Here is an 18,350-nt window from a genome sequence, read left to right as displayed (position 1 = left end):
CGGCGAGCTGGTCGGGGCCGCCTTCGTATTCGTCGTCAGCCACGGTGTGCTCCTTGGATTCGCTCGATCACCGTGAGCACGGCGTCGATGGTCTGGGGGAAATCGAGTTCCGTCGAGTCGACGACCTCGACGCCGTCCGCGGCGTTGAGGAAGTCGACGACGGCACTGTCTGAGGCATCGCGCTTGTGGAGCGCCGCGGCGACAGCAGCCGCGTTCTCGCCGGCGAGTTCGCCGGCGCGTCGAGCGGCACGCACTTCGGGTGCCGCGGTGAGCAGGATCCGCACGGGCGCATCCGGAGCGACGACGGTCGTGATGTCACGGCCTTCGACCACCACGGCGGGGTAGGCGGATTCAGCGACCAGTGCGCGGAACAGCTCGTTGACCTGCGCGCGCACCTCGGGCACGCGGGCCACGCCGCTCACCGCGGCGGAAACTCGAGAATCACGGATGCCCTCGGTGATGTCAGTGTCGCCGACGCGAACCGTGCGGTCGTCAGGGTCGAGTCCCAGACGCACGGGGAAGTCGGATGCCGCCGCGCGAACCGCCTCGGGGTCCGAGGTGTCGGCGCCGCGATCGAGCACGTGCCAGGCAAGTGCGCGGTAGGCGGAGCCGGTGTCGAGGTACCCGAAGCCGAGCGTGCGCGCGACGGCCTTCGACACGCTGGACTTGCCCGAACCGGCTGGTCCGTCGATCGCGATGAACTTCGTCGCATCGGCCACGTGTGCGGGCGCCGTGGATGCGTTCGAGGTGTCAGTCATTGGTGTTCCCTGCAATCCGCCAGCCGCGTTCCTGGAGTCCGGTGATCGCCCCGTGCAGCGCGGCCGGGTCGACGCTGATCTCGGCGAGGCCGAACTGGGCCCCTGGCGAGTGCTCGAGTCGGAGGTCTTCGACGTTGACGCCCAGTTCGCCGAGCTCGCCGAACAGGCGACCCAGTTGACCGGCGGTGTCGTCGACCATGACGACGAGCGACTCGAAGCGCTGGTTCTGGCCGTGCTTTCCGGGGAGGCGGTCGACGCCGTCGTTGCCCTGGCGGATCGTCTCGGCGACCACGCGTCGTGCTCCGGGCGCGCTCGGCTCCCGCAGTGCGGCCGCCACTTCTCCGAGGTCGGCGGCGAGAGCATCGAGGATCTCGACGACGGGGCCGGCGTTGGCGCCGAGGATCTGCACCCACAGCTCGGGAGCCGAGGCCGCGATGCGCGTCGTGTCACGAACGCCCTGGCCTGCAAGACGGAGCGCACCCTCCTCCGCCTCCGCGAGGCGGGCGGCGAGCAGGCTCGCGACGACCTGAGGCACGTGCGACGTGAGCGCGACCGAACGGTCATGCTCCTCCGGCGTCATCTCGAGCGGCATCGCCCCGACGTCGAGGGCGAGCGCTTCGACCAGGGCGAGGTCCGTCGCCTTCGTGTCCTCGTCGCGGCACACGACCCACGGTCGCCCGACGAACAGATCGGCGCGGGCGGAGATGGCCCCACCGCGCTCACGGCCGGCGAGCGGATGCGATCCGATGTATCGGGTGAGGTCGACGCCCCGCGACTGCAGGGTGCGGAACGGCTCGAGCTTCACACTCGCCACGTCGGTCACCACGGCGTCCGGGAAGCGCTGGAGTTCGGCTTGGATGACGTCCGCGGTCACATCCGGCGGCACGGCGACGACGATGAGCGAGGGGGTGTCGTCGTCGGTGGCGAGGCGGCCGGCCCCGTAGTCGACGGCGAGGCGCAGCTGTGCGGGCGACGCGTCCGTCAGAACGACGTCGATGCCCTTCGACCGGAGTGCGTGGCCGACGCTCGCCCCGAGCAGACCGGCGCCGACGACGCGGACGGTCCCGGAGAGACGAGGCGCGACGGCGCCTGCCCTCCGCGCCGTGGGCGCACTCGTCGTATCGGTCATTCGTTCTCCTGCTCGCCTGGCGCCTCGGCGACACCGGAATCACGGCGCGACAAGGTCAAAAGCGCGCCGAGTTCGATTTTAGTCAGTTCCCGCGTATTCCCGGCCGGGAGGGTTCCCAGGTGGAGCGGCCCGAACTGCCGGCGCACGAGTTCCGTGACCGGATGACCGACCGCGGCGAGCATCCGACGGACGATCCGGTTGCGTCCGGAGTGCAGGGTCAGCTCGACCAGGCTCGACCCGCGCGAGGTGTCCAGCAGCCGCGCCTTGTCCGCAGCGATGGGGCCGTCTTCGAGCTCGATGCCCTTGGTGAGCTTCGAGATCGTCTGGGGCAGCACCGTCCCCTCGACCTTCGCGATGTACACCTTCGTCACGCCGAACGAGGGGTGAGCGAGCACGTGGGCGAGAGCCCCGTCATTCGTGAGGATCAAGAGACCACTCGTCTCGGCGTCGAGGCGTCCGACGTTGTACAGGCGCTCCTCGAACTGCTCCGTGAAGCGGCGAAGGTCGGGCCTGCCGTTTTCGTCCTTCATGCTGCTGACGACGCCGGTCGGCTTGTTCAGCATGACGTACCGCTTGGAGACGTCGAGTTGCACCGCGGTGCCATCGACGTCCACGAGGTCGCGCTCGGGGTCGATCCGGCGTCCGAGCTCCGTGACGACGACGCCGTTGACGCGGATGCGCCCTTCCGTGATGTACTGCTCCACCACTCGGCGCGATGCCACGCCCGCGCCGGCGAGGACCTTCTGGAGGCGCACACCCTCGGGCGCACCCTCGAATCCTGCGGATGCCTCGAAACCGGTCATCGGATGGTCCCTTCGTCGAAGCCGTCTGCGCCGTCATCGAGCAGAGGGGAGATCGGGGGCAGCTCGTCGAGCGAGTTGATGCCCAGGTGCTGCAGGAGCGCGTCGGTCGTGCCGTAGTTGATCGCGCCGGTCTCGGAGTCGGCGAAGAGTTCGGTGATCAGGCCGCGGGCGAGCAGCGTGCGCACGACGGAATCGACGTTCACCGCACGGATGGAGGCGACCTGGCTGCGGGTGACGGGCTGCTTGTAGGCGATCACGGCCAGCGTCTCGAGCGCGGCCTGCGAAAGCCGCGCGGGCGCCTGTCCGCCGACGAACGCCGCCACGAGCGGGTCGAGCTCCTCGCGGACGTACAGTCGCCAGCCGCCGCCGACCTCGCGCAGCTCGAATCCGCGCCGCGGGCCCGTGCCGTTGCCGTCGTAGTCGTCGACGAGCGTCTCGAGCGTCTGCCGCACCGCCGGCACCGGCGAACCGACGGCGGCGGCGAGAGCCACCAGCCCCAGCGGCTCGTCGACGATCAACAGGATGGCCTCGATCCGCTCGGAGAGCGGGATCTCGGTGGACACGCCGACCCCGCCGTCCGCCGTCTCGGTCTCGGTATCGGTATCGGTCTCCGCGTCGATCGACGTCTCGGTCTCGGTCAGGTCATCGGTCATAGTCGGCCCCCAGGCTCGCGAGTGTCTCGTCCGACCAGGAGTCGGCTGCCCAGCGCAGCGTGAGCTCGCCGAGCGGTTCCAGTTGTTCGAAGGTCAGCGCCGCGTGCCGGTACAGCTCCAACACCGAGATGAAACGCGCCACGACGATGCCCGGCTCGCTCACGCCCGCGACGAGTTCGCGGAAGCTCAGCGACTCGGTGCCGCGCAGGAGGGTGACGACGATCGCCGCCTGCTCGCGGATGCTGACCAGCGGTGCGTGCAGATGGTCGAGTCCGACATGCGGGATCTCTTGGGGCGCGAAGGCCAGCAACGCCAGCGCCGCGAAGTCGTCCACGGTGAGCGACCACACGAGCTCGGGTGTCTGCGAGCGGTGCTTCTCATCGAGGCGTGCCGCGCGGACGTGCCGCTTGTCTTCGCGTTGCAGGCAACGGGAGAACCACGCCGACACCTCTTTGAAGGCCCGGTACTGCAGCAACCGGGCGAACAGCAGGTCGCGTGCCTCCAAGAGCGCGACGGCCTCAGCGTCCACGAGCTCGCCCTGCGGGAGGAGTCCGGCGACCTTCATATCGAGCAGGGTCGCCGCGACCACGAGGAACTCGGAGGCCTGATCGAGTTCCTCATCGTTCTCGAGCTCGCCCAGGTAGGCGATGAACTCGTTCGTGACCGCGCTCAACGAGACCTCGGTGATGTCCATCTCATGCTTCGAGATGAGGTTCAGGAGCAGGTCGAACGGTCCGTCGAAATTCGACAGGGAGACCCGGAAGCCCGGTTCGATCGCCGCGGATCCGACGGGCTCGTCCGATCCGCTGCTCACGTCTTCGGCGCGCTCGATGGCCGAAGGGTCGACGGACTCTCCGCTAGGCGACAGCGCCACGGGCGACCAGCTCCCGCGCCAGCCGCAGGTATGCCTGAGCGGCCGCGTGCTCGGGGGCGAACTCGGTGATGGGCACCCCCGACACCGAGGCATCGGGGAACTTCACGGTGCGGCCGATCACGGTCTCGAGCACGTCGTCTCCGAATGCTTCGACGACACGCTCGAGCACCTCGCGCGAGTGCAGGGTGCGCGGGTCGTACATCGTGGCCAGCAGGCCGTCCATCGTGATGGACGGATTCAACCTGTCGCGGACCTTGTCGATCGTCTCGATGAGCAGGGCCACGCCGCGCAGCGCGAAGAACTCGCACTCGAGCGGGATGATCACACCGTGCGCCGCCGTCAGCGCGTTGACCGTGAGGATCCCTAGGGAGGGCTGGCAGTCGACGAGGATGACGTCGTACTCCCCCGCGACCTGGCGCAGCACCCGGGCGAGGATCGTCTCCCGTGCGACCTCGTTGACCAGGTGCACCTCGGCGGCCGACAGATCGATGTTCGCCGGCATGACGTCGAGACCTTCGACGCTCGACTTCACGATCGCATCGTGGGCGTCGCGCTTGGTGTCGAGCAGGAGGTCGTAGATCGTCGGCACATCGTGGGTCGGGATGCCGAGCCCGGCGGACAGGGCCCCCTGCGGGTCGAAATCGACCGCGAGCACCTTGCGGCCGTACTCGGCGAGCGCCGCGGCCAGGTTGATGGACGTGGTCGTCTTGCCGACGCCGCCCTTCTGGTTGCACAGCGCGATGATGCGCGCGGGCCCGTGGGACTTCAACGGTTCGGGGGTCGGGAACCCGTGATACGGACGGCCCGTGGGTCCCATGGGGGTCTCGTCGGCCTTCTGCGCCTTCGCCCTGGACTTCGCCACTTTCTCAGCCACCGATTCTCCTGCTCCGTTCGTGCTTGGTCGATTGTACCGGGCGGCCCGTTCCGCAGCCGCCTCGGCACGCGGCAGGGGCTCTCCCGGATGGGCGGTGTCAGCGGGCGCGGGGATGCGAGGTCGCGTAGATGTCACGCAAGGTGTCGACCGAGACGTGGGTGTAGATCTGGGTCGTCGCGACCGAGGAATGTCCGAGCAGCTCCTGCACGACACGGACGTCGGCTCCCCCCTGCAGCAGGTGTGTGGCGAACGAGTGACGCAGGGTGTGCGGCGACACCTCCGACGTGATCTGCGCCTTCTCCGCCGCCGCGCGGATCACCAGCCAGGCGCTCTGTCGTGACAGGGGCGCGCCACGGGCACCGAGGAACAGCCGCGCCGATGCCCGTCCTTTCGCCGCGAGCGCCGGCCGCACCCTCGTGAGATAGGCGTCGACCGCCTCTCGCGCATAGGAGCCGATCGGCACGATGCGCTCCTTCGAGCCCTTCCCGCGCAGCCGCAGTACATCGCCGTGGGCGAGGTCGTCGACGTCGAGCCCGGTCGCCTCCGAGACGCGGGCGCCGGTGGCATAGAGGAGCTCCAGGAGAGCGCGATCCCGCACCCCGATCGGGTCCTCGGGCGACGGTGCGGCGAGCAGTCTCTCGACCTGGTCGATCGTCAGCGCTTTGGGGAGCCGACGAGGGGCCTTGGGCGGACGCAGTCTCCCGCTCGGATCGTCGACCTCGATGCCCTCACGCGCCAGGTACCGGTGCCAGCCCCGCACGGACGACTGCAGGCGCGCCAGCGAGGTGGAGGCCGGAGCAGGGTCTGCCGACGCACGCTCCGTGATGAAGCGGTCGATCACGGCCGGCGTCACCTCCGACGTGTCGGCGATCCCCTCCCCGGCCAGCCACTCGCAGTACCCACCGAGGTCACGCCGGTAGGCCGCGATCGTGTGCTCGCTCAGACCGCGCTCGATCGTGACGTGACGCAGGTAGGCGTCGAGAGCGCGCTCCAGCAGCATGCGTCAGCCCCGGTCGCGCAGCCTCTGCGCCGCGGCCAGCACACCGATCGAGAGGATGCCGTTGTGCATCCGTCCGCCGAGGACGGCGTCCACCGCGTCCGCCAACGGCACCCACTCGACGCGGATGTCCGCCTCTTCGTCCTCCCGATCGTGTGCCGAAGACGCCGCGGCGACTCCGGTGGCCAAGAAGATGTGGATCATCTCGTCGTTGCCACCCGGGGTGGTCCACGAGGAGACCAGCGGCTCCCAGTGCGCGGCGACGAGGTCAGCCTCCTCGGCGAGCTCGCGACGGGCGGCGTCGAGCGGCGCCTCTCCGTCCACGTCGAGCAGACCGGCGGGCAGCTCCCAGTCGCGGTGACGGATCGGGTGGCGGTACTGCTGGATCAGCAGCACGCGGTCCTCGTCGTCGAGCGCGAGGATCGCCACGGCGCCGGTGTGCGCGACATACTCGCGCACGATCTCCCCGTCGCCGTAGCGCACCCGGTCGGAGCGCACGTCCCAGACCCAGCCCTTGTAGACGCGGTCGCTCTGGAGGACCTCCGGCTCGAAAGGCTCGTCGCGGAGGTACTCCGCCGACTCAGTCATCGGCACTGACGTCGAACAGCTCGCTCGCGCGGTGACGCTCGATCGCGGCGCCGACCAGCCCGCGGAACAGCGGGTGCGGGGCGGTCGGACGCGAACGCAGCTCCGGGTGCGCCTGCGTGGCGATGTAGTACGGGTGCACGTCACGCGACAGCTCGACGTACTCGACCAGGTCGAGTTCCGGGTTGAGCCCGGAGAACACCAGACCGGCGTCGGTGAGACGATCGCGGTAGGAGTTGTTGACCTCGTAGCGGTGACGGTGCCGTTCCGCGGCCTCCGGCGCCCCGTACAGCTCGCGCGCGAGGGATCCCTCGGCGAGTGCCGCCTGGTACAGGCCGAGACGCATGGTGCCGCCGAGGTCGCCGCCGTCGAGGATGTCCACCTGCTCCGCCATCGTCGCGATCACGGGCTCGGCGGTCTCCGGGTCGAACTCACTGGAAGACGCGCCCGCGATGCCGGCGACGTCCCGCGCGTACTCGATGACCATGCACTGCAGGCCCAAGCACAGCCCGAGGGTCGGGATGCCCTGCTCTCGTGCGAACTTGAGCGCACCGAGCTTGCCCTCGATGCCGCGGATGCCGAAGCCGCCGGGCACGCAGATGCCATCGAGCTCGGCCAGCTGCTCCTGGGCACCCTCCGGCGTCTCGCACAGATCCGAGGGGATCCAGCGGATGTTCACCTTGGTCTCCTGTGCGAAGCCACCCGCCTTGAGCGCTTCGGTCACCGAGAGGTAGGCGTCGGGAAGATCGATGTACTTGCCGACCAGGCCGATCGTCACCTCGTGCTTGGGGTTGTGCACGGCGTGGAGCACCTTGTTCCAGCGCGTCCAGTCGACGTCGGCCGCCTTCTGGTCGAGTCCGAGCCGACGCACGATGTACGAATCGAGGCCCTGCTCGTTCAGCGTGGAGGGGATGTCGTAGATGCTCGGCAGGTCGACCGTGTTGATGACGCCTTCCACGTCGACATCGCACATGAGGGCGATCTTGTTCCGGTTGCTCGCGCTCACCGGACGGTCGCTGCGGAGCACGAGCGCGTCGGGCTGGATACCCACCTGACGCAGAGCTGCGACGGAGTGCTGGGTGGGCTTGGTCTTCTGCTCCCCCGAGGCGCCCATGAACGGCACCAGCGAGACGTGGACGAAGAACACGCTGTCCCGTCCGAGCTCATGACGGAGCTGGCGCGCGGATTCGAGGAACGGCTGCGACTCGATGTCTCCGACCGTGCCACCGACCTCGGTGATGATCACGTCGGGGCGCGGGTCCTCGCTCGCCTGCAGACGCATGCGACGCTTGATCTCGTCGGTGATGTGCGGGATGACCTGCACGGTGTCGCCGAGGTACTCGCCGCGACGCTCGCGCGCGATCACCTGCGAGTAGATCTGGCCGGTCGTCACATTGGCGGCCTCGGACAGATTGATGTCGAGGAAGCGCTCGTAGTGACCGATGTCGAGATCGGTCTCCGCGCCGTCGTCCGTGACGAAGACCTCACCGTGCTGGAACGGGTTCATCGTGCCGGGATCGACGTTCAGGTACGGGTCGAGCTTCTGCATCACGACGCGCAGACCGCGGGCAGTGAGAAGGTTGCCGAGACTGGCCGCCGTCAGTCCCTTGCCCAAAGACGAAACGACACCACCAGTCACGAAGATGTGCTTGGTCGTGTCGTTCTTGGGTCCCGCGGAAGAAGAGTTCATCACGGGCTTCGATCCTATCAGGCGGCGGGGGCGCGGAGGCTGAGAAGTTCGCGCGCGTGGGTGAGAGCAGCGTCGGAATCGGCGAGTCCCGAGAGCAGTCGGGCCATCTCCGCTTCCCGCTCACCGCCTTCCAGACGCCGGACGCTGGAGGCGGTGACCGCGCCGTCATTGGCTTTGACGACGGAGAGGTGGTTGTTCGCGAAGGCCGCGACCTGCGCGAGGTGGGTGACGGCGATGACCTGCGACTTCTCGGCGAGTCGGGCGAGTCGCCGTCCGACCTCGATCGCGGCGGCGCCTCCGATGCCCGCATCGACCTCGTCGAAGACGAAGGTCGGCACGGGGTCGGTCGCGGCGATGACGACCTCGATGGCCAGCATGACCCGGGACAACTCGCCACCGGAGGCCCCCTTCGAGACCGATCGCGGCTCGGCGCCCGGATGCGGAGCGAGGAGGATCGCGACGTCATCGCGACCATGGGTGCTCTCCGCCCCTTCGGAGACCGCGACCTCCAGCCGTGCATCGGGCATCGCGAGGGCGTGGAGCTCTGCGGTCACCGCCTCGCCGAGGCGGACGGCGGCATCGGTACGTGTCGCCGTCAGCGTCGCCGCGTCGGCGTCCAGCTCGGCTCGTGCCGCATCGCGCTCAGCGATGAGCCGCTCGAGGCGGTCGCCGTCGTCATCGAGTTCCGCGAGCCGCGTGGAGCCCGTCTGCCAGAGCGCCAATGCCTCGTCGAGGGAGCCGTGAGCGCGCACGAGGGTACCCAGCGCCGCGCGACGTTCTTCCACGGCGGCGAGTTCATGAGGGCCGGACTCGTCGAGGTCCGCGAGGTAGGCGGACAGGAGTCCCGCAGCGTCCGCGATCCGGTAGCCGATGTCCGCGAGGCTCGCCCCGATCTCGGTCAGCTTGGCGTCCGACGCACGCTCGATCACGCGACGGGCCTCCGCGACGAGGGCGGAGGCGTCAGGTTCGCCGTCCTCGTTGGAGAGCGCTCCGTGCGCGAGGGATGCGGCGACACGAAGTTCTTCGGCATTCGCGAGACGTTCGGCCCGATCTGCGAGTTCCTGGTCCTCGCCCGGCTCCGGTGCGGTCGCCTCGATCAGTGCCAGGTCTTCACGGAGGCGGGAGGCCTCCTCGGCACGACGGTCCCGGTTCTCGGTGATCTCGGAGATCTCGGAGTCCAGTGCCCGCCAGCGGGTGAAGGACTCCGTGTACTTCGCGAGGGCGTCCGTGATCGGCGTCCCACCGAAGCGGTCGAGCGCGTCGCGCTGTGCCGCGGCGGAGCGCAGACGCAGCTGCTCGGACTGTCCGTGGACCACGACGAGCTCTTCCGCCAGCGACGAGAGGACCCCTGCGGGCGCCGCCCGGCCTCCGACGCTCGCCCTGCTGCGTCCTTCGGCGCTGAGCGTGCGCGAGACGTACAACTCCGCGGTTCCCGCTCCTGCGGGCTCCAACTCGCCGCCGGCCTCCTCGACGATCTCAGCGACGTCTCCGCCCTCCGGAACGATCCAGACACCCGCCACCGATGCCTGTGCGGCACCGGCCCTGACAGCCCCGGAGTCGGCGCGCTGGCCCAGCAGTAGCCCCAGTCCGGTGACGACCATGGTCTTCCCGGCGCCCGTCTCTCCGGTGATCGCGGTGAACCCCGGGCCCAGGGGCAGCACCGCATCGGCGATGACGCCGAGCCCCTGCATGCGCATCTCCTCGATCATGACGGCGTCCCCAGGGTTTGGCCGCGCCATCCTTCGACGGGCAGCTGGAACTTGCGCACGAGCCTGTCGGTGAAAGCCGTGGGGTGCAGACGCGCGAGCCGCACGGGGCGCGACGACCGGCGGACGACGACCCGAGCGCCGGGCGGGAGATCGTGGGAGCGACGCCCGTCGCACCAGAGGATCCCCGACCCGTCGGTGCGCTCGAGCATCTCGATCGCGACCGCGGCGCCGGGGCTGACGACGAGCGGTTTGGCGAACAGCGCGTGCGCCGACAGCGGCACCACCGCGATCGCCTCGACGCTGGGCCAGATGACCGGTCCTCCGGCCGAGAAGTTGTAGGCGGTCGAGCCGGTGGGAGTGGAGATGACCATGCCGTCGCATCCGAAGCTCGACAACGGCCTGCCGTCGATCTCCAGGACGACCTCGATCATCCGCTCCCGGCTGGCCTTCTCCACGGTGGCCTCGTTCAGTGCCCAGGTCTCATACACGACCGTGCCGGCGGCGTCCTTCACACGCACCGACAGGGCGAGTCGCTCCTCGACCTCGTAGTCGCGGTCGATCACCCGGCGCACGGCTTTGTCCATGTCGTCTCGATCGATCTCGGCGAGGAACCCGACATGGCCCATGTTGATGCCGAGCACGGGCGCTCCCGTATCGCGGACCAGCTCAGCCGCGCGCAGGATCGTGCCGTCTCCGCCCAGCACGATCGCGAGCTCGAGGTCCGCCGGATCGACGGAGCGGCCCAGAACATCGGTGCCGGCGAAGAAGGCGTCCACCGCCGTGAGGGCCTCGTGGTCGTCGGCGGCCAGGACCGGCCGCGCTCCTGCTTCCCGCAGGGCATCGATCACGCGTCGCGCCGCGTCGACGGTGTCGACCCGGCCGGCATGGGCGACGACCAGGATGTTGCGCTCGTTCATCGTCCTCCTGCCAGTCGATTGATGGTGTCCAACCATTCTGTCGGATTGCTGCCGCGCCCCGGCGCGAGGTGCACGAGATATTCCGCGTTGCCGTGCGTTCCCAGAAGTGGTGAGGGAAGGATGCCGAGCATCCCCAAGCCGATGTCCCAGGCGCTCCACACCGTGCGCGCGACTGCATCGGCACGGGTGGCGGGATCGGTGACCAGTCCCCCGCGCACCGCCGTCCGTCCGACCTCGAACTGCGGTTTCACGAGCAGCAGAATGTCGGACTCCGCGGTCGCAACCGCCGCGACGGCCGGAAGCACGAGTTCGAGGGAGATGAAGGAGAGGTCGCCGACCGCGAGGTCGGGGAGCTCCGTGACACCGGTGGCCTCGGCGAGATTCTCGCGCGTCATGTGTCGGACGTTGAAGCCCTCCACGGTGATCACCCCGGGGTCGGCGGCGATGGACGGAGCCATCTGGCCGTGCCCGACGTCGACAGCGAGCACGGTTCGGGCGCCCCGCTCGCGCAGCACCTGCGTGAAACCTCCCGTGGACGCCCCCATGTCGAGCACGAGTCGTCCCTCCACCGGGATGCCGAACCCGTCGAGTCCGGCGATGAGCTTGTGGGCCGCGCGGCCGACGTAGTGGTCGGAGCCCGCGACCGTGATCTCGGCCTCATCGTCCACGGCGGTCGACGCCTTCACGACCTGGCGGCCGGCGACGCTCACGAGGCCTTCGGCGATGAGAGTCGCCGCATGGCTGCGCGAACGGGCGAGTCCTCGGGCGGCGAGGGCAGCGTCGAGTCGCGTCATCGGGATCCCGAGGTCTCCCGAGGATCGAGCTTCGCGCCGCTCTCGAGGCGGCGGGAGAGCTCATCGTGCACGGCCGCGTAGGCGGCGGCGCGCACGGGAAGCGGCTGCCCCTCGATCAGGCGCAGACGGCTCCACAGGCCGTCGGTCGGCTCGCTCGTCGTCTCTTCACTCACGGTTCCACTGTACGCGGCCCCTCCGACGCGCGAAGGAGCCACGCGAGATCGCTCAGGGGCGGTGGAAGGGATCGTCGTAGAGGCGCTCGGGAACGCGAAGGACGAACACCGGGGTACCGGACGCCCAGATGGCGGCGGCGCCGGCGCGCAGCAGATCGATCTGCGACCCGGACTCCGACACGATCTCGACGTCAGCCCCGGAGACACGAACGGCGGCACCGTTCACGACGAAGACACCGTCTCGCTCCGTCACCTCTGGATAAGGCTCGTGCAGTTCGCGGAGGTCGCCGAGGATGTACGTCGGACGCGAGCCTTCCGGTGCCGCGAGGACGTGCTTGGGGCGGTCGATCCCCGTCAGCACCAGCGCCGAGTCGATGCCGACACGGCTCGCCCCCATGATGTCGGTGTCCAGGCGGTCGCCGATGAACAGCGCCTTCTCGGCACCGAAACGGGCGAGCGCCTCTTCGAAGATGGGCGCCTCCGGCTTGCCTGCGACGGTCGCCAGCCGACCGATGGCTGTGTGGACGGCAGAGACGAGGGTTCCGTTGCCCGGAGCCACTCCCCGTTCACGAGGAATCGTCCAGTCCGTGTTCGTCGCGATCCAGGGGATGCCGCCCTCTTCTTCGGGAAGCTTGAGTGCGAACGCCGCCTCCGCCAGATCGGTCCAGGCGACCTCAGGAGCGAATCCCTGCACCACAGCACTCGGCGCGTCGTCCGCGCTGCGCGTCACCGTGTAGCCGGCCTTCTGCACCTCATCGACGAGACCGTCACCCCCCACGACCAGGATCGTCGCCGGCGCCGGCACGATCGTCGCCATCAGACGCATCGCGGCCTGCGGGCTCGTCACGACCTCGGAGGCCTCGACCTGGAGCCCGAGACTGCTCAGATGCTCCGCGACGGAGACATCGGTCCGTGCCGCGTTGTTCGTGATGTAGCCGAGCCGTGCGGACTTCGCCGCCTGGTTGAGGCTGTCCACCGCGAACGGCAGCGCGCCGGGTCCGGCGTAGACCACGCCGTCCAGGTCAGCCAGCACGGTGTCGACCCCGTCGAGAGGCGTGCGGACCGCGCGCCGGCGAGAGAACAGCGCCACTACGCCTCCGGGTCCGTGTCGTCGGCCTCGTCTTCGCCCAGGAGCTCGCGCACCTCGTCCTCGACCGTGGGCTCCACAGCCTCGGGTTCGACCGGCGCGGGCTCGGCCGGTGCAGGCTCGGCCTGAACAGGCTCGGCCTGAACAGGCTCGGCCTGAACAGGCTCGGCCGGCGCATCGGTGTCGTCCTCGTCGAGGTCGATCTCGATCATGCTGTCTTCGATGAAGATCTCTTCGTCACCGGCCTCATCGACTCCCAGAGCTTCAGCGGCGACCTGGGCCCGGTGCGACCAGAACTCGGCTTCCTCGGTGCGGCCGAGGTCTTCGAGCACAGCAGCGCGCGCTGCGAACAGCGCGGGGCTCCACTCGAACGCACGATCCGGATCCAGCTCCGGGATCTCCAGCTCGCCGAGGGCGAGTTCAAGGTCGCCCTGATCCAGGCGCGCACCCGACATCGCGATCGCCAACGCGACGCGGACGGGCGTGTCCAGCGTCGAACGATCGACGGCCCTGCCGGTCTCGAGCGCACGATCGGACCGGCCGATGCCACGCTCACTGTCCACCATCAGAGCGATCTGGTCGTCCTTGCCCGAGATCCGTCGATAGGTCCGCAGCTCACGCAGTGCGAGGGCGAAGTCCTCAGTGGCATAGGCGGTGATGCCGAGAGTCTCACGGACGATCGCGATACGGCCGGCACGGCGCGATGCGGCCAGCGCGTGCTGGTGGGCGAGCGCGGGGTCCTCGTCGATGAGGCGGGAGGCCATCGCGAGGTGACGCGCGACGTGCTCGGCATTCTCCTTGCTCAGCGTCTTCAGCTCATTACGAGCCGCGCCGTTGAGATCACGAGCGGTGACGTCGTCCGGGATCTGCGGCTCATCGAACCGCGGACGCTCGTTCGCCGCCTGCGCGGGACGTTCGCGTCCGGCTCCCCCACGTTGGGGGTAGGAGCGCGAACGATCCCGGTCGCCACCCTCGCGACGCGGGGCGGCGCCATCACGCTTGTACCCGCCACCTTCGCGGCGAGGGGCAGCGCCATCACGCTTGTACCCGCCACCCTCACGACGAGGAGCAGCACCATCACGCTTGTACCCGCCCTCACGACGAGGAGCAGCACCGTCACGCTTGTACCCGCCGCCCTCACGACGAGGGGCGGCACCATCACGGTTGTACCCGCCACCTTCGCGACGGGGAGCGGCACCGTCGCGGTTGTAACCGCCCTCACGACGAGGGGCGCCGCCGTCGCGGCTGTACCCGCCACCCTCACGACGGGGGGCAGCGCCATCACGGTTGTACCCGCCACCCTCACGACGGGGGGCAGCGCCATCACGGTTGTACCCGCCACCCTCACGACGAGGAGCAGCACCATCACGCTTGTACCCGCCACCCTCACGACGAGGAGCAGCACCATCACGCTTGTAACCACCGCCCTCACTACGGGGGGCAGCGCCATCACGACTGCGATCAGAACCTTTGCCGGAAGGGCGATTGCTGCGCGATCCCTTGTCGTCGTTGCGACGCGGACGGCGCTCTTCCTCTTCCGGCATGATGATCCCTGTTCTCTTCGTGTAAACGCAAAATGGCCACCCAGCGTTGGGTGGCCATTTTGTTTAAAAGGAGTCCGGCGGTGTCCTACTCTCCCACAGGGTCCCCCCTGCAGTACCATCGGCGCTGTGAGGCTTAGCTTCCGGGTTCGGAATGTAACCGGGCGTTTCCCTCACGCTATGGCCGCCGAAACACTATTGATGTTTCAATCAAACACATAACAAAGTCATTGTTGTTATGCGGTTCTCGACCGTACATCGAGAACCACTCAGTGGACGCGTAGCACCAACAAACGGTGTGTTATCAAGTCATCGGCTTATTAGTACCAGTCAGCTGCATGCATTACTGCACTTCCACATCTGGCCTATCAACCCAGTAGTCTGGCTGGGAGCCTCTCACCCGAAGGTATGGAAATCTCATCTTGAGGCCGGCTTCCCGCTTAGATGCTTTCAGCGGTTATCCATCCCGAACGTAGCTAATCAGCGGTGCTCCTGGCGGAACAACTGACACACCAGAGGTTCGTCCAACCCGGTCCTCTCGTACTAGGGTCAGATCCTCTCAAATTTCCTACGCGCGCAGCGGATAGGGACCGAACTGTCTCACGACGTTCTAAACCCAGCTCGCGTACCGCTTTAATGGGCGAACAGCCCAACCCTTGGGACCTACTCCAGCCCCAGGATGCGACGAGCCGACATCGAGGTGCCAAACCATGCCGTCGATATGGACTCTTGGGCAAGATCAGCCTGTTATCCCCGAGGTACCTTTTATCCGTTGAGCGACAGCGCTTCCACAAGCCACTGCCGGATCACTAGTCCCGACTTTCGTCCCTGCTCGACCTGTCAGTCTCACAGTCAAGCTCCCTTGTGCACTTACACTCGACACCTGATTGCCAACCAGGTTGAGGGAACCTTTGGGCGCCTCCGTTACTTTTTGGGAGGCAACCGCCCCAGTTAAACTACCCACCAGGCACTGTCCCTGAACCGGATTACGGTTCGAAGTTAGATATCCAGAGTGACCAGAGTGGTATTTCAACAATGACTCCACACGAACTAGCGTCCATGCTTCAAAGTCTCCCACCTATCCTACACAAGCCACACCGAACACCAATACCAAGCTGTAGTAAAGGTCACGGGGTCTTTCCGTCCTGCTGCGCGTAACGAGCATCTTTACTCGTAATGCAATTTCGCCGAGTTCGCGGTTGAGACAGTTGGGAAGTCGTTACGCCATTCGTGCAGGTCGGAACTTACCCGACAAGGAATTTCGCTACCTTAGGATGGTTATAGTTACCACCGCCGTTTACTGGGGCTTAAATTCTCAGCTTCGCCTTACGGCTAACCGGTCCTCTTAACCTTCCAGCACCGGGCAGGCGTCAGTCCGTATACATCGTCTTGCGACTTGGCACGGACCTGTGTTTTTAGTAAACAGTCGCTACCCACTAGTCTCTGCGGCCTCCAAACGCTTTCGGGAGTAAATCCCTATACGCCGAAGGCCCCCCTTCTCCCGAAGTTACGGGGGCATTTTGCCGAGTTCCTTAACCACGATTCTCTCGATCTCCTTGGTATTCTCTACCTGACCACCTGAGTCGGTTTGGGGTACGGGCAGCTAGAACCTCGCGTCGATGCTTTTCTCGGCAGCATAGGATCACCCACTTTTTATCCGCATCGTGTCTCAGCTTCAATGAATCGCGGATTTGCCTACGACTCTGCCTACGCACTTGCACCAGGACAACCATCGCCTGGCTTGGGCTACCTTCCTGCGTCACACCTGTTAATACGCTAACCGCACCAGAATGGGGTCGTACGCTAGGCCCAGAGCGTCACCCCGAAGGGATCAGTCACTGGGATTCAGATACTTAGCACTACTGGATTAGCTTGGGCGGTTCTTCGCCGGTACGGGAATATCAACCCGTTGTCCATCGACTACGCCTGTCGGCCTCGCCTTAGGTCCCGACTTACCCAGGGAAGATTAGCTTGACCCTGGAACCCTTGGTCTTTCGGAGGACGTGTTTCTCACACGTCATTCGCTACTCATGCCTGCATTCTCACTCGTGTAGCCTCCACGGCTGGTTTACACCGCCGCTTCGCTGGCCACACGACGCTCTCCTACCCATCAACACGGCTGGACCACGAAGGCCTACCAATAATGTCAATGCCACAACTTCGGTGGCGTGCTTGAGCCCCGTTACATTGTCGGCGCGGAATCACTTGACCAGTGAGCTATTACGCACTCTTTCAAGGGTGGCTGCTTCTAAGCCAACCTCCTGGTTGTCACAGCAACTCCACATCCTTTCCCACTTAGCACGCGCTTTGGGACCTTAGTTGGTGGTCTGGGTTGTTTCCCTCTCGACTATGAAGCTTATCCCCCACAGTCTCACTGCTGCGCTCTCACTTACCGGCATTCGGAGTTTGGCTGACGTCAGTAACCTTGTAGGGCCCATCGGCCATCCAGTAGCTCTACCTCCGGCAAGAAACACGCAACGCTGCACCTAAATGCATTTCGGAGAGAACCAGCTATCACGAAGTTTGATTGGCCTTTCACCCCTATCCACAGCTCATCCCCTCAGTTTTCAACCTAAGTGGGTTCGGTCCTCCACACGCTCTTACACGTGCTTCAACCTGGCCATGGATAGATCACTTCGCTTCGGGTCTAGGACATGCGACTGAATCGCCCTATTCAGACTCGCTTTCGCTACGGCTACCCCACACGGGTTAACCTCGCCACATATCGCTAACTCGCAGGCTCATTCTTCAAAAGGCACGCTGTCACCCCTACTAAGGAGGCTCCAACGGTTTGTAAGCAAACGGTTTCAGGTACTATTTCACTCCCCTCCCGGGGTACTTTTCACCTTTCCCTCACGGTACTTGTCCGCTATCGGTCATCTGGGAGTATTTAGGCTTATCAGGTGGTCCTGACAGATTCACACGGGATTTCACGGGCCCCGTGCTACTTGGGATACTCTTCGCGCCAAGAGAAGCATTTCGACTACGGGGTTGGCACCCTCTATGACCGGCCTTTCAAGACCGTTCGTCTATACCTTCTTGTAACGCCGCCACCTCGGCAGAGATGACTGAAAAGTCCCACAACCCCCAACGTGCAACGCCTGCCGGCTATCACACACGCTAGGTTTAGCCTGATCCGGTTTCGCTCGCCACTACTAACGGAATCGCGGTTGCTTTCTCTTCCTGTGGGTACTGAGATGTTTCACTTCCCCACGTTCCCTCTACCCGCCCTATATATTCAGGCGGGAGTCACTAGGTCGGCACGCCGCCCAGCGGGGTTTCCCCATTCGGACACCCTCGGATCAAAACTTGCTTATCAGTTCCCCGAGGCTTATCGCAGATTGCTACGTCCTTCTTCGGCTCCAGATGCCAAGGCATCCACCGTTTGCTCTTAAAGACTTGAAATCACATGAGTTTGAATCAAAAACTCGACCCCATCCGAAAATGGAATCAGAAATTGACTAATGATCTTTAAGATCATCTTGTGCAACAACCCGAAGGCTGCTGCAAGATGCTCGCGTCCACTGTGTAGTTCTCAAAGTACGGGCGGTACCCCTCACCGCTTCCCCACCGGGGAAACAACGAAAGGCCCAGAGTAACCAAATGCTTCCAACCCGAAGGTCAAAGCGCATCCGGTCCCTCAGGACCCAACAGCGTGCAGGCACCGACCCCCTCACCCAGAACCTTCCAACCGCAAGCGGCGTACTCATTCCAAGATCAGATCTCGATGCCATGTCAAATGTTCCACCCATGAGCTCCCAGCGAG

The 18,350-nt window shown here is 66.1% G+C and carries 16 protein-coding genes and 2 rRNA genes; all 18 read right to left on the bottom strand.

The annotated features are described in order from the left end of the window. Positions 1-35 precede the first annotated feature (35 nt). The 18 genes from cmk to KV397_RS05810 all read right to left on the bottom strand — a co-directional run bounded on the left by cmk (position 36) and on the right by KV397_RS05810 (position 17,989). The gene (cmk, locus tag KV397_RS05895; RefSeq protein ID WP_261812398.1) at positions 36-758 is read right to left on the bottom strand and encodes a (d)CMP kinase; all 723 of its coding nucleotides are present in this window, start codon (positions 756-758) and stop codon (positions 36-38) included. Continuing rightward, complete coding sequence (locus KV397_RS05890; protein ID WP_134351623.1) at positions 751-1,887, bottom strand: prephenate dehydrogenase; 1,137 nt, start codon at positions 1,885-1,887, stop codon at positions 751-753. Before KV397_RS05890 ends, cmk begins: the two co-directional genes overlap by 8 nt. Next, positions 1,884-2,690 carry a pseudouridine synthase gene (locus KV397_RS05885; RefSeq protein ID WP_261812397.1) on the bottom strand — a complete coding sequence of 269 codons (807 nt, stop codon included), beginning with the start codon at positions 2,688-2,690 and terminating at the stop codon, positions 1,884-1,886. The genes KV397_RS05890 and KV397_RS05885 overlap by 4 nt, the downstream gene beginning before the upstream one ends. Next, positions 2,687-3,343, bottom strand: a complete 657-nt coding sequence (gene scpB, locus KV397_RS05880) for an SMC-Scp complex subunit ScpB (RefSeq protein WP_261812396.1) — start codon at positions 3,341-3,343, stop codon at positions 2,687-2,689. Before scpB ends, KV397_RS05885 begins: the two co-directional genes overlap by 4 nt. Then, positions 3,333-4,157 (bottom strand): segregation and condensation protein A, encoded by an 825-nt coding sequence (locus tag KV397_RS05875; protein ID WP_261812660.1) that lies wholly within the window; start codon positions 4,155-4,157, stop codon positions 3,333-3,335. Before KV397_RS05875 ends, scpB begins: the two co-directional genes overlap by 11 nt. Positions 4,158-4,200: 43 nt before the next feature. Further along, positions 4,201-5,034, bottom strand: coding sequence for a ParA family protein (locus tag KV397_RS05870; protein WP_194239375.1), 834 nt, complete (start codon positions 5,032-5,034; stop codon positions 4,201-4,203). 154 nt (positions 5,035-5,188) lie between these two features. Further along, entirely contained in the window at positions 5,189-6,091 is a 903-nt protein-coding gene (gene xerD / locus KV397_RS05865; RefSeq protein WP_261812395.1) for a site-specific tyrosine recombinase XerD, read from the bottom strand. Between the two features lie 3 nt (positions 6,092-6,094). Beyond that, complete coding sequence (locus KV397_RS05860; RefSeq protein WP_261812394.1) at positions 6,095-6,676, bottom strand: NUDIX domain-containing protein; 582 nt, start codon at positions 6,674-6,676, stop codon at positions 6,095-6,097. Next, positions 6,669-8,363 carry a CTP synthase gene (locus KV397_RS05855; protein WP_261812393.1) on the bottom strand — a complete coding sequence of 565 codons (1,695 nt, stop codon included), beginning with the start codon at positions 8,361-8,363 and terminating at the stop codon, positions 6,669-6,671. The genes KV397_RS05860 and KV397_RS05855 overlap by 8 nt, the downstream gene beginning before the upstream one ends. Positions 8,364-8,380: 17 nt before the next feature. Then, entirely contained in the window at positions 8,381-10,072 is a 1,692-nt protein-coding gene (gene recN / locus KV397_RS05850) for a DNA repair protein RecN (protein WP_261812392.1), read from the bottom strand. Next, positions 10,069-10,989 (bottom strand): NAD kinase, encoded by a 921-nt coding sequence (locus tag KV397_RS05845; protein ID WP_047521820.1) that lies wholly within the window; start codon positions 10,987-10,989, stop codon positions 10,069-10,071. The genes recN and KV397_RS05845 overlap by 4 nt, the downstream gene beginning before the upstream one ends. Then, positions 10,986-11,783, bottom strand: coding sequence for a TlyA family RNA methyltransferase (locus KV397_RS05840; protein ID WP_131491342.1), 798 nt, complete (start codon positions 11,781-11,783; stop codon positions 10,986-10,988). The genes KV397_RS05845 and KV397_RS05840 overlap by 4 nt, the downstream gene beginning before the upstream one ends. Further along, on the bottom strand, positions 11,780-11,956 hold the full coding sequence (locus KV397_RS05835; protein WP_165875382.1) for a hypothetical protein: 177 nt from the start codon (positions 11,954-11,956) through the stop codon (positions 11,780-11,782). The genes KV397_RS05840 and KV397_RS05835 overlap by 4 nt, the downstream gene beginning before the upstream one ends. A gap of 52 nt (positions 11,957-12,008) precedes the next feature. Further along, positions 12,009-13,046 carry an HAD-IIA family hydrolase gene (locus KV397_RS05830; RefSeq protein WP_153244447.1) on the bottom strand — a complete coding sequence of 346 codons (1,038 nt, stop codon included), beginning with the start codon at positions 13,044-13,046 and terminating at the stop codon, positions 12,009-12,011. Further along, the gene (locus KV397_RS05825; protein WP_261812391.1) at positions 13,046-13,807 is read right to left on the bottom strand and encodes a hypothetical protein; all 762 of its coding nucleotides are present in this window, start codon (positions 13,805-13,807) and stop codon (positions 13,046-13,048) included. Before KV397_RS05825 ends, KV397_RS05830 begins: the two co-directional genes overlap by 1 nt. 47 nt (positions 13,808-13,854) lie before the next feature. Next, complete coding sequence (locus tag KV397_RS05820) at positions 13,855-14,493, bottom strand: hypothetical protein (RefSeq protein WP_261812390.1); 639 nt, start codon at positions 14,491-14,493, stop codon at positions 13,855-13,857. Positions 14,494-14,659: 166 nt separating this feature from the next. Beyond that, positions 14,660-14,776 (bottom strand): 5S ribosomal RNA (rrf, locus tag KV397_RS05815). 108 nt (positions 14,777-14,884) lie between these two features. Continuing rightward, positions 14,885-17,989, bottom strand: a 23S ribosomal RNA gene (locus tag KV397_RS05810). Positions 17,990-18,350 lie beyond the last annotated feature (361 nt).

Source organism: Microbacterium aurugineum (assembly GCF_023101205.1).
Classification (GTDB): domain Bacteria; phylum Actinomycetota; class Actinomycetes; order Actinomycetales; family Microbacteriaceae; genus Microbacterium; species Microbacterium aurugineum.
This window is presented reverse-complemented; position numbering and strand designations above follow the sequence as displayed.

Coding starts and splice junctions, on each gene's coding strand:
- KV397_RS05870 (WP_194239375.1), bottom strand. CDS start 5,034: ATGGGACCCACGGGCCGTCCGTATCACGGGTTCCCGACCCCCGAACCG.
- recN (WP_261812392.1), bottom strand. CDS start 10,072: ATGATCGAGGAGATGCGCATGCAGGGGCTCGGCGTCATCGCCGATGCG.
- KV397_RS05855 (WP_261812393.1), bottom strand. CDS start 8,363: ATGAACTCTTCTTCCGCGGGACCCAAGAACGACACGACCAAGCACATC.
- KV397_RS05885 (WP_261812397.1), bottom strand. CDS start 2,690: ATGACCGGTTTCGAGGCATCCGCAGGATTCGAGGGTGCGCCCGAGGGT.
- scpB (WP_261812396.1), bottom strand. CDS start 3,343: ATGACCGATGACCTGACCGAGACCGAGACGTCGATCGACGCGGAGACC.
- xerD (WP_261812395.1), bottom strand. CDS start 6,091: ATGCTGCTGGAGCGCGCTCTCGACGCCTACCTGCGTCACGTCACGATC.
- KV397_RS05890 (WP_134351623.1), bottom strand. CDS start 1,887: ATGACCGATACGACGAGTGCGCCCACGGCGCGGAGGGCAGGCGCCGTC.
- cmk (WP_261812398.1), bottom strand. CDS start 758: ATGACTGACACCTCGAACGCATCCACGGCGCCCGCACACGTGGCCGAT.
- KV397_RS05825 (WP_261812391.1), bottom strand. CDS start 13,807: ATGGCCTCCCGCCTCATCGACGAGGACCCCGCGCTCGCCCACCAGCAC.
- KV397_RS05845 (WP_047521820.1), bottom strand. CDS start 10,989: ATGAACGAGCGCAACATCCTGGTCGTCGCCCATGCCGGCCGGGTCGAC.
- KV397_RS05840 (WP_131491342.1), bottom strand. CDS start 11,783: ATGACGCGACTCGACGCTGCCCTCGCCGCCCGAGGACTCGCCCGTTCG.
- KV397_RS05860 (WP_261812394.1), bottom strand. CDS start 6,676: ATGACTGAGTCGGCGGAGTACCTCCGCGACGAGCCTTTCGAGCCGGAG.
- KV397_RS05820 (WP_261812390.1), bottom strand. CDS start 14,493: ATGGCGCTGCCCCCCGTAGTGAGGGCGGTGGTTACAAGCGTGATGGTG.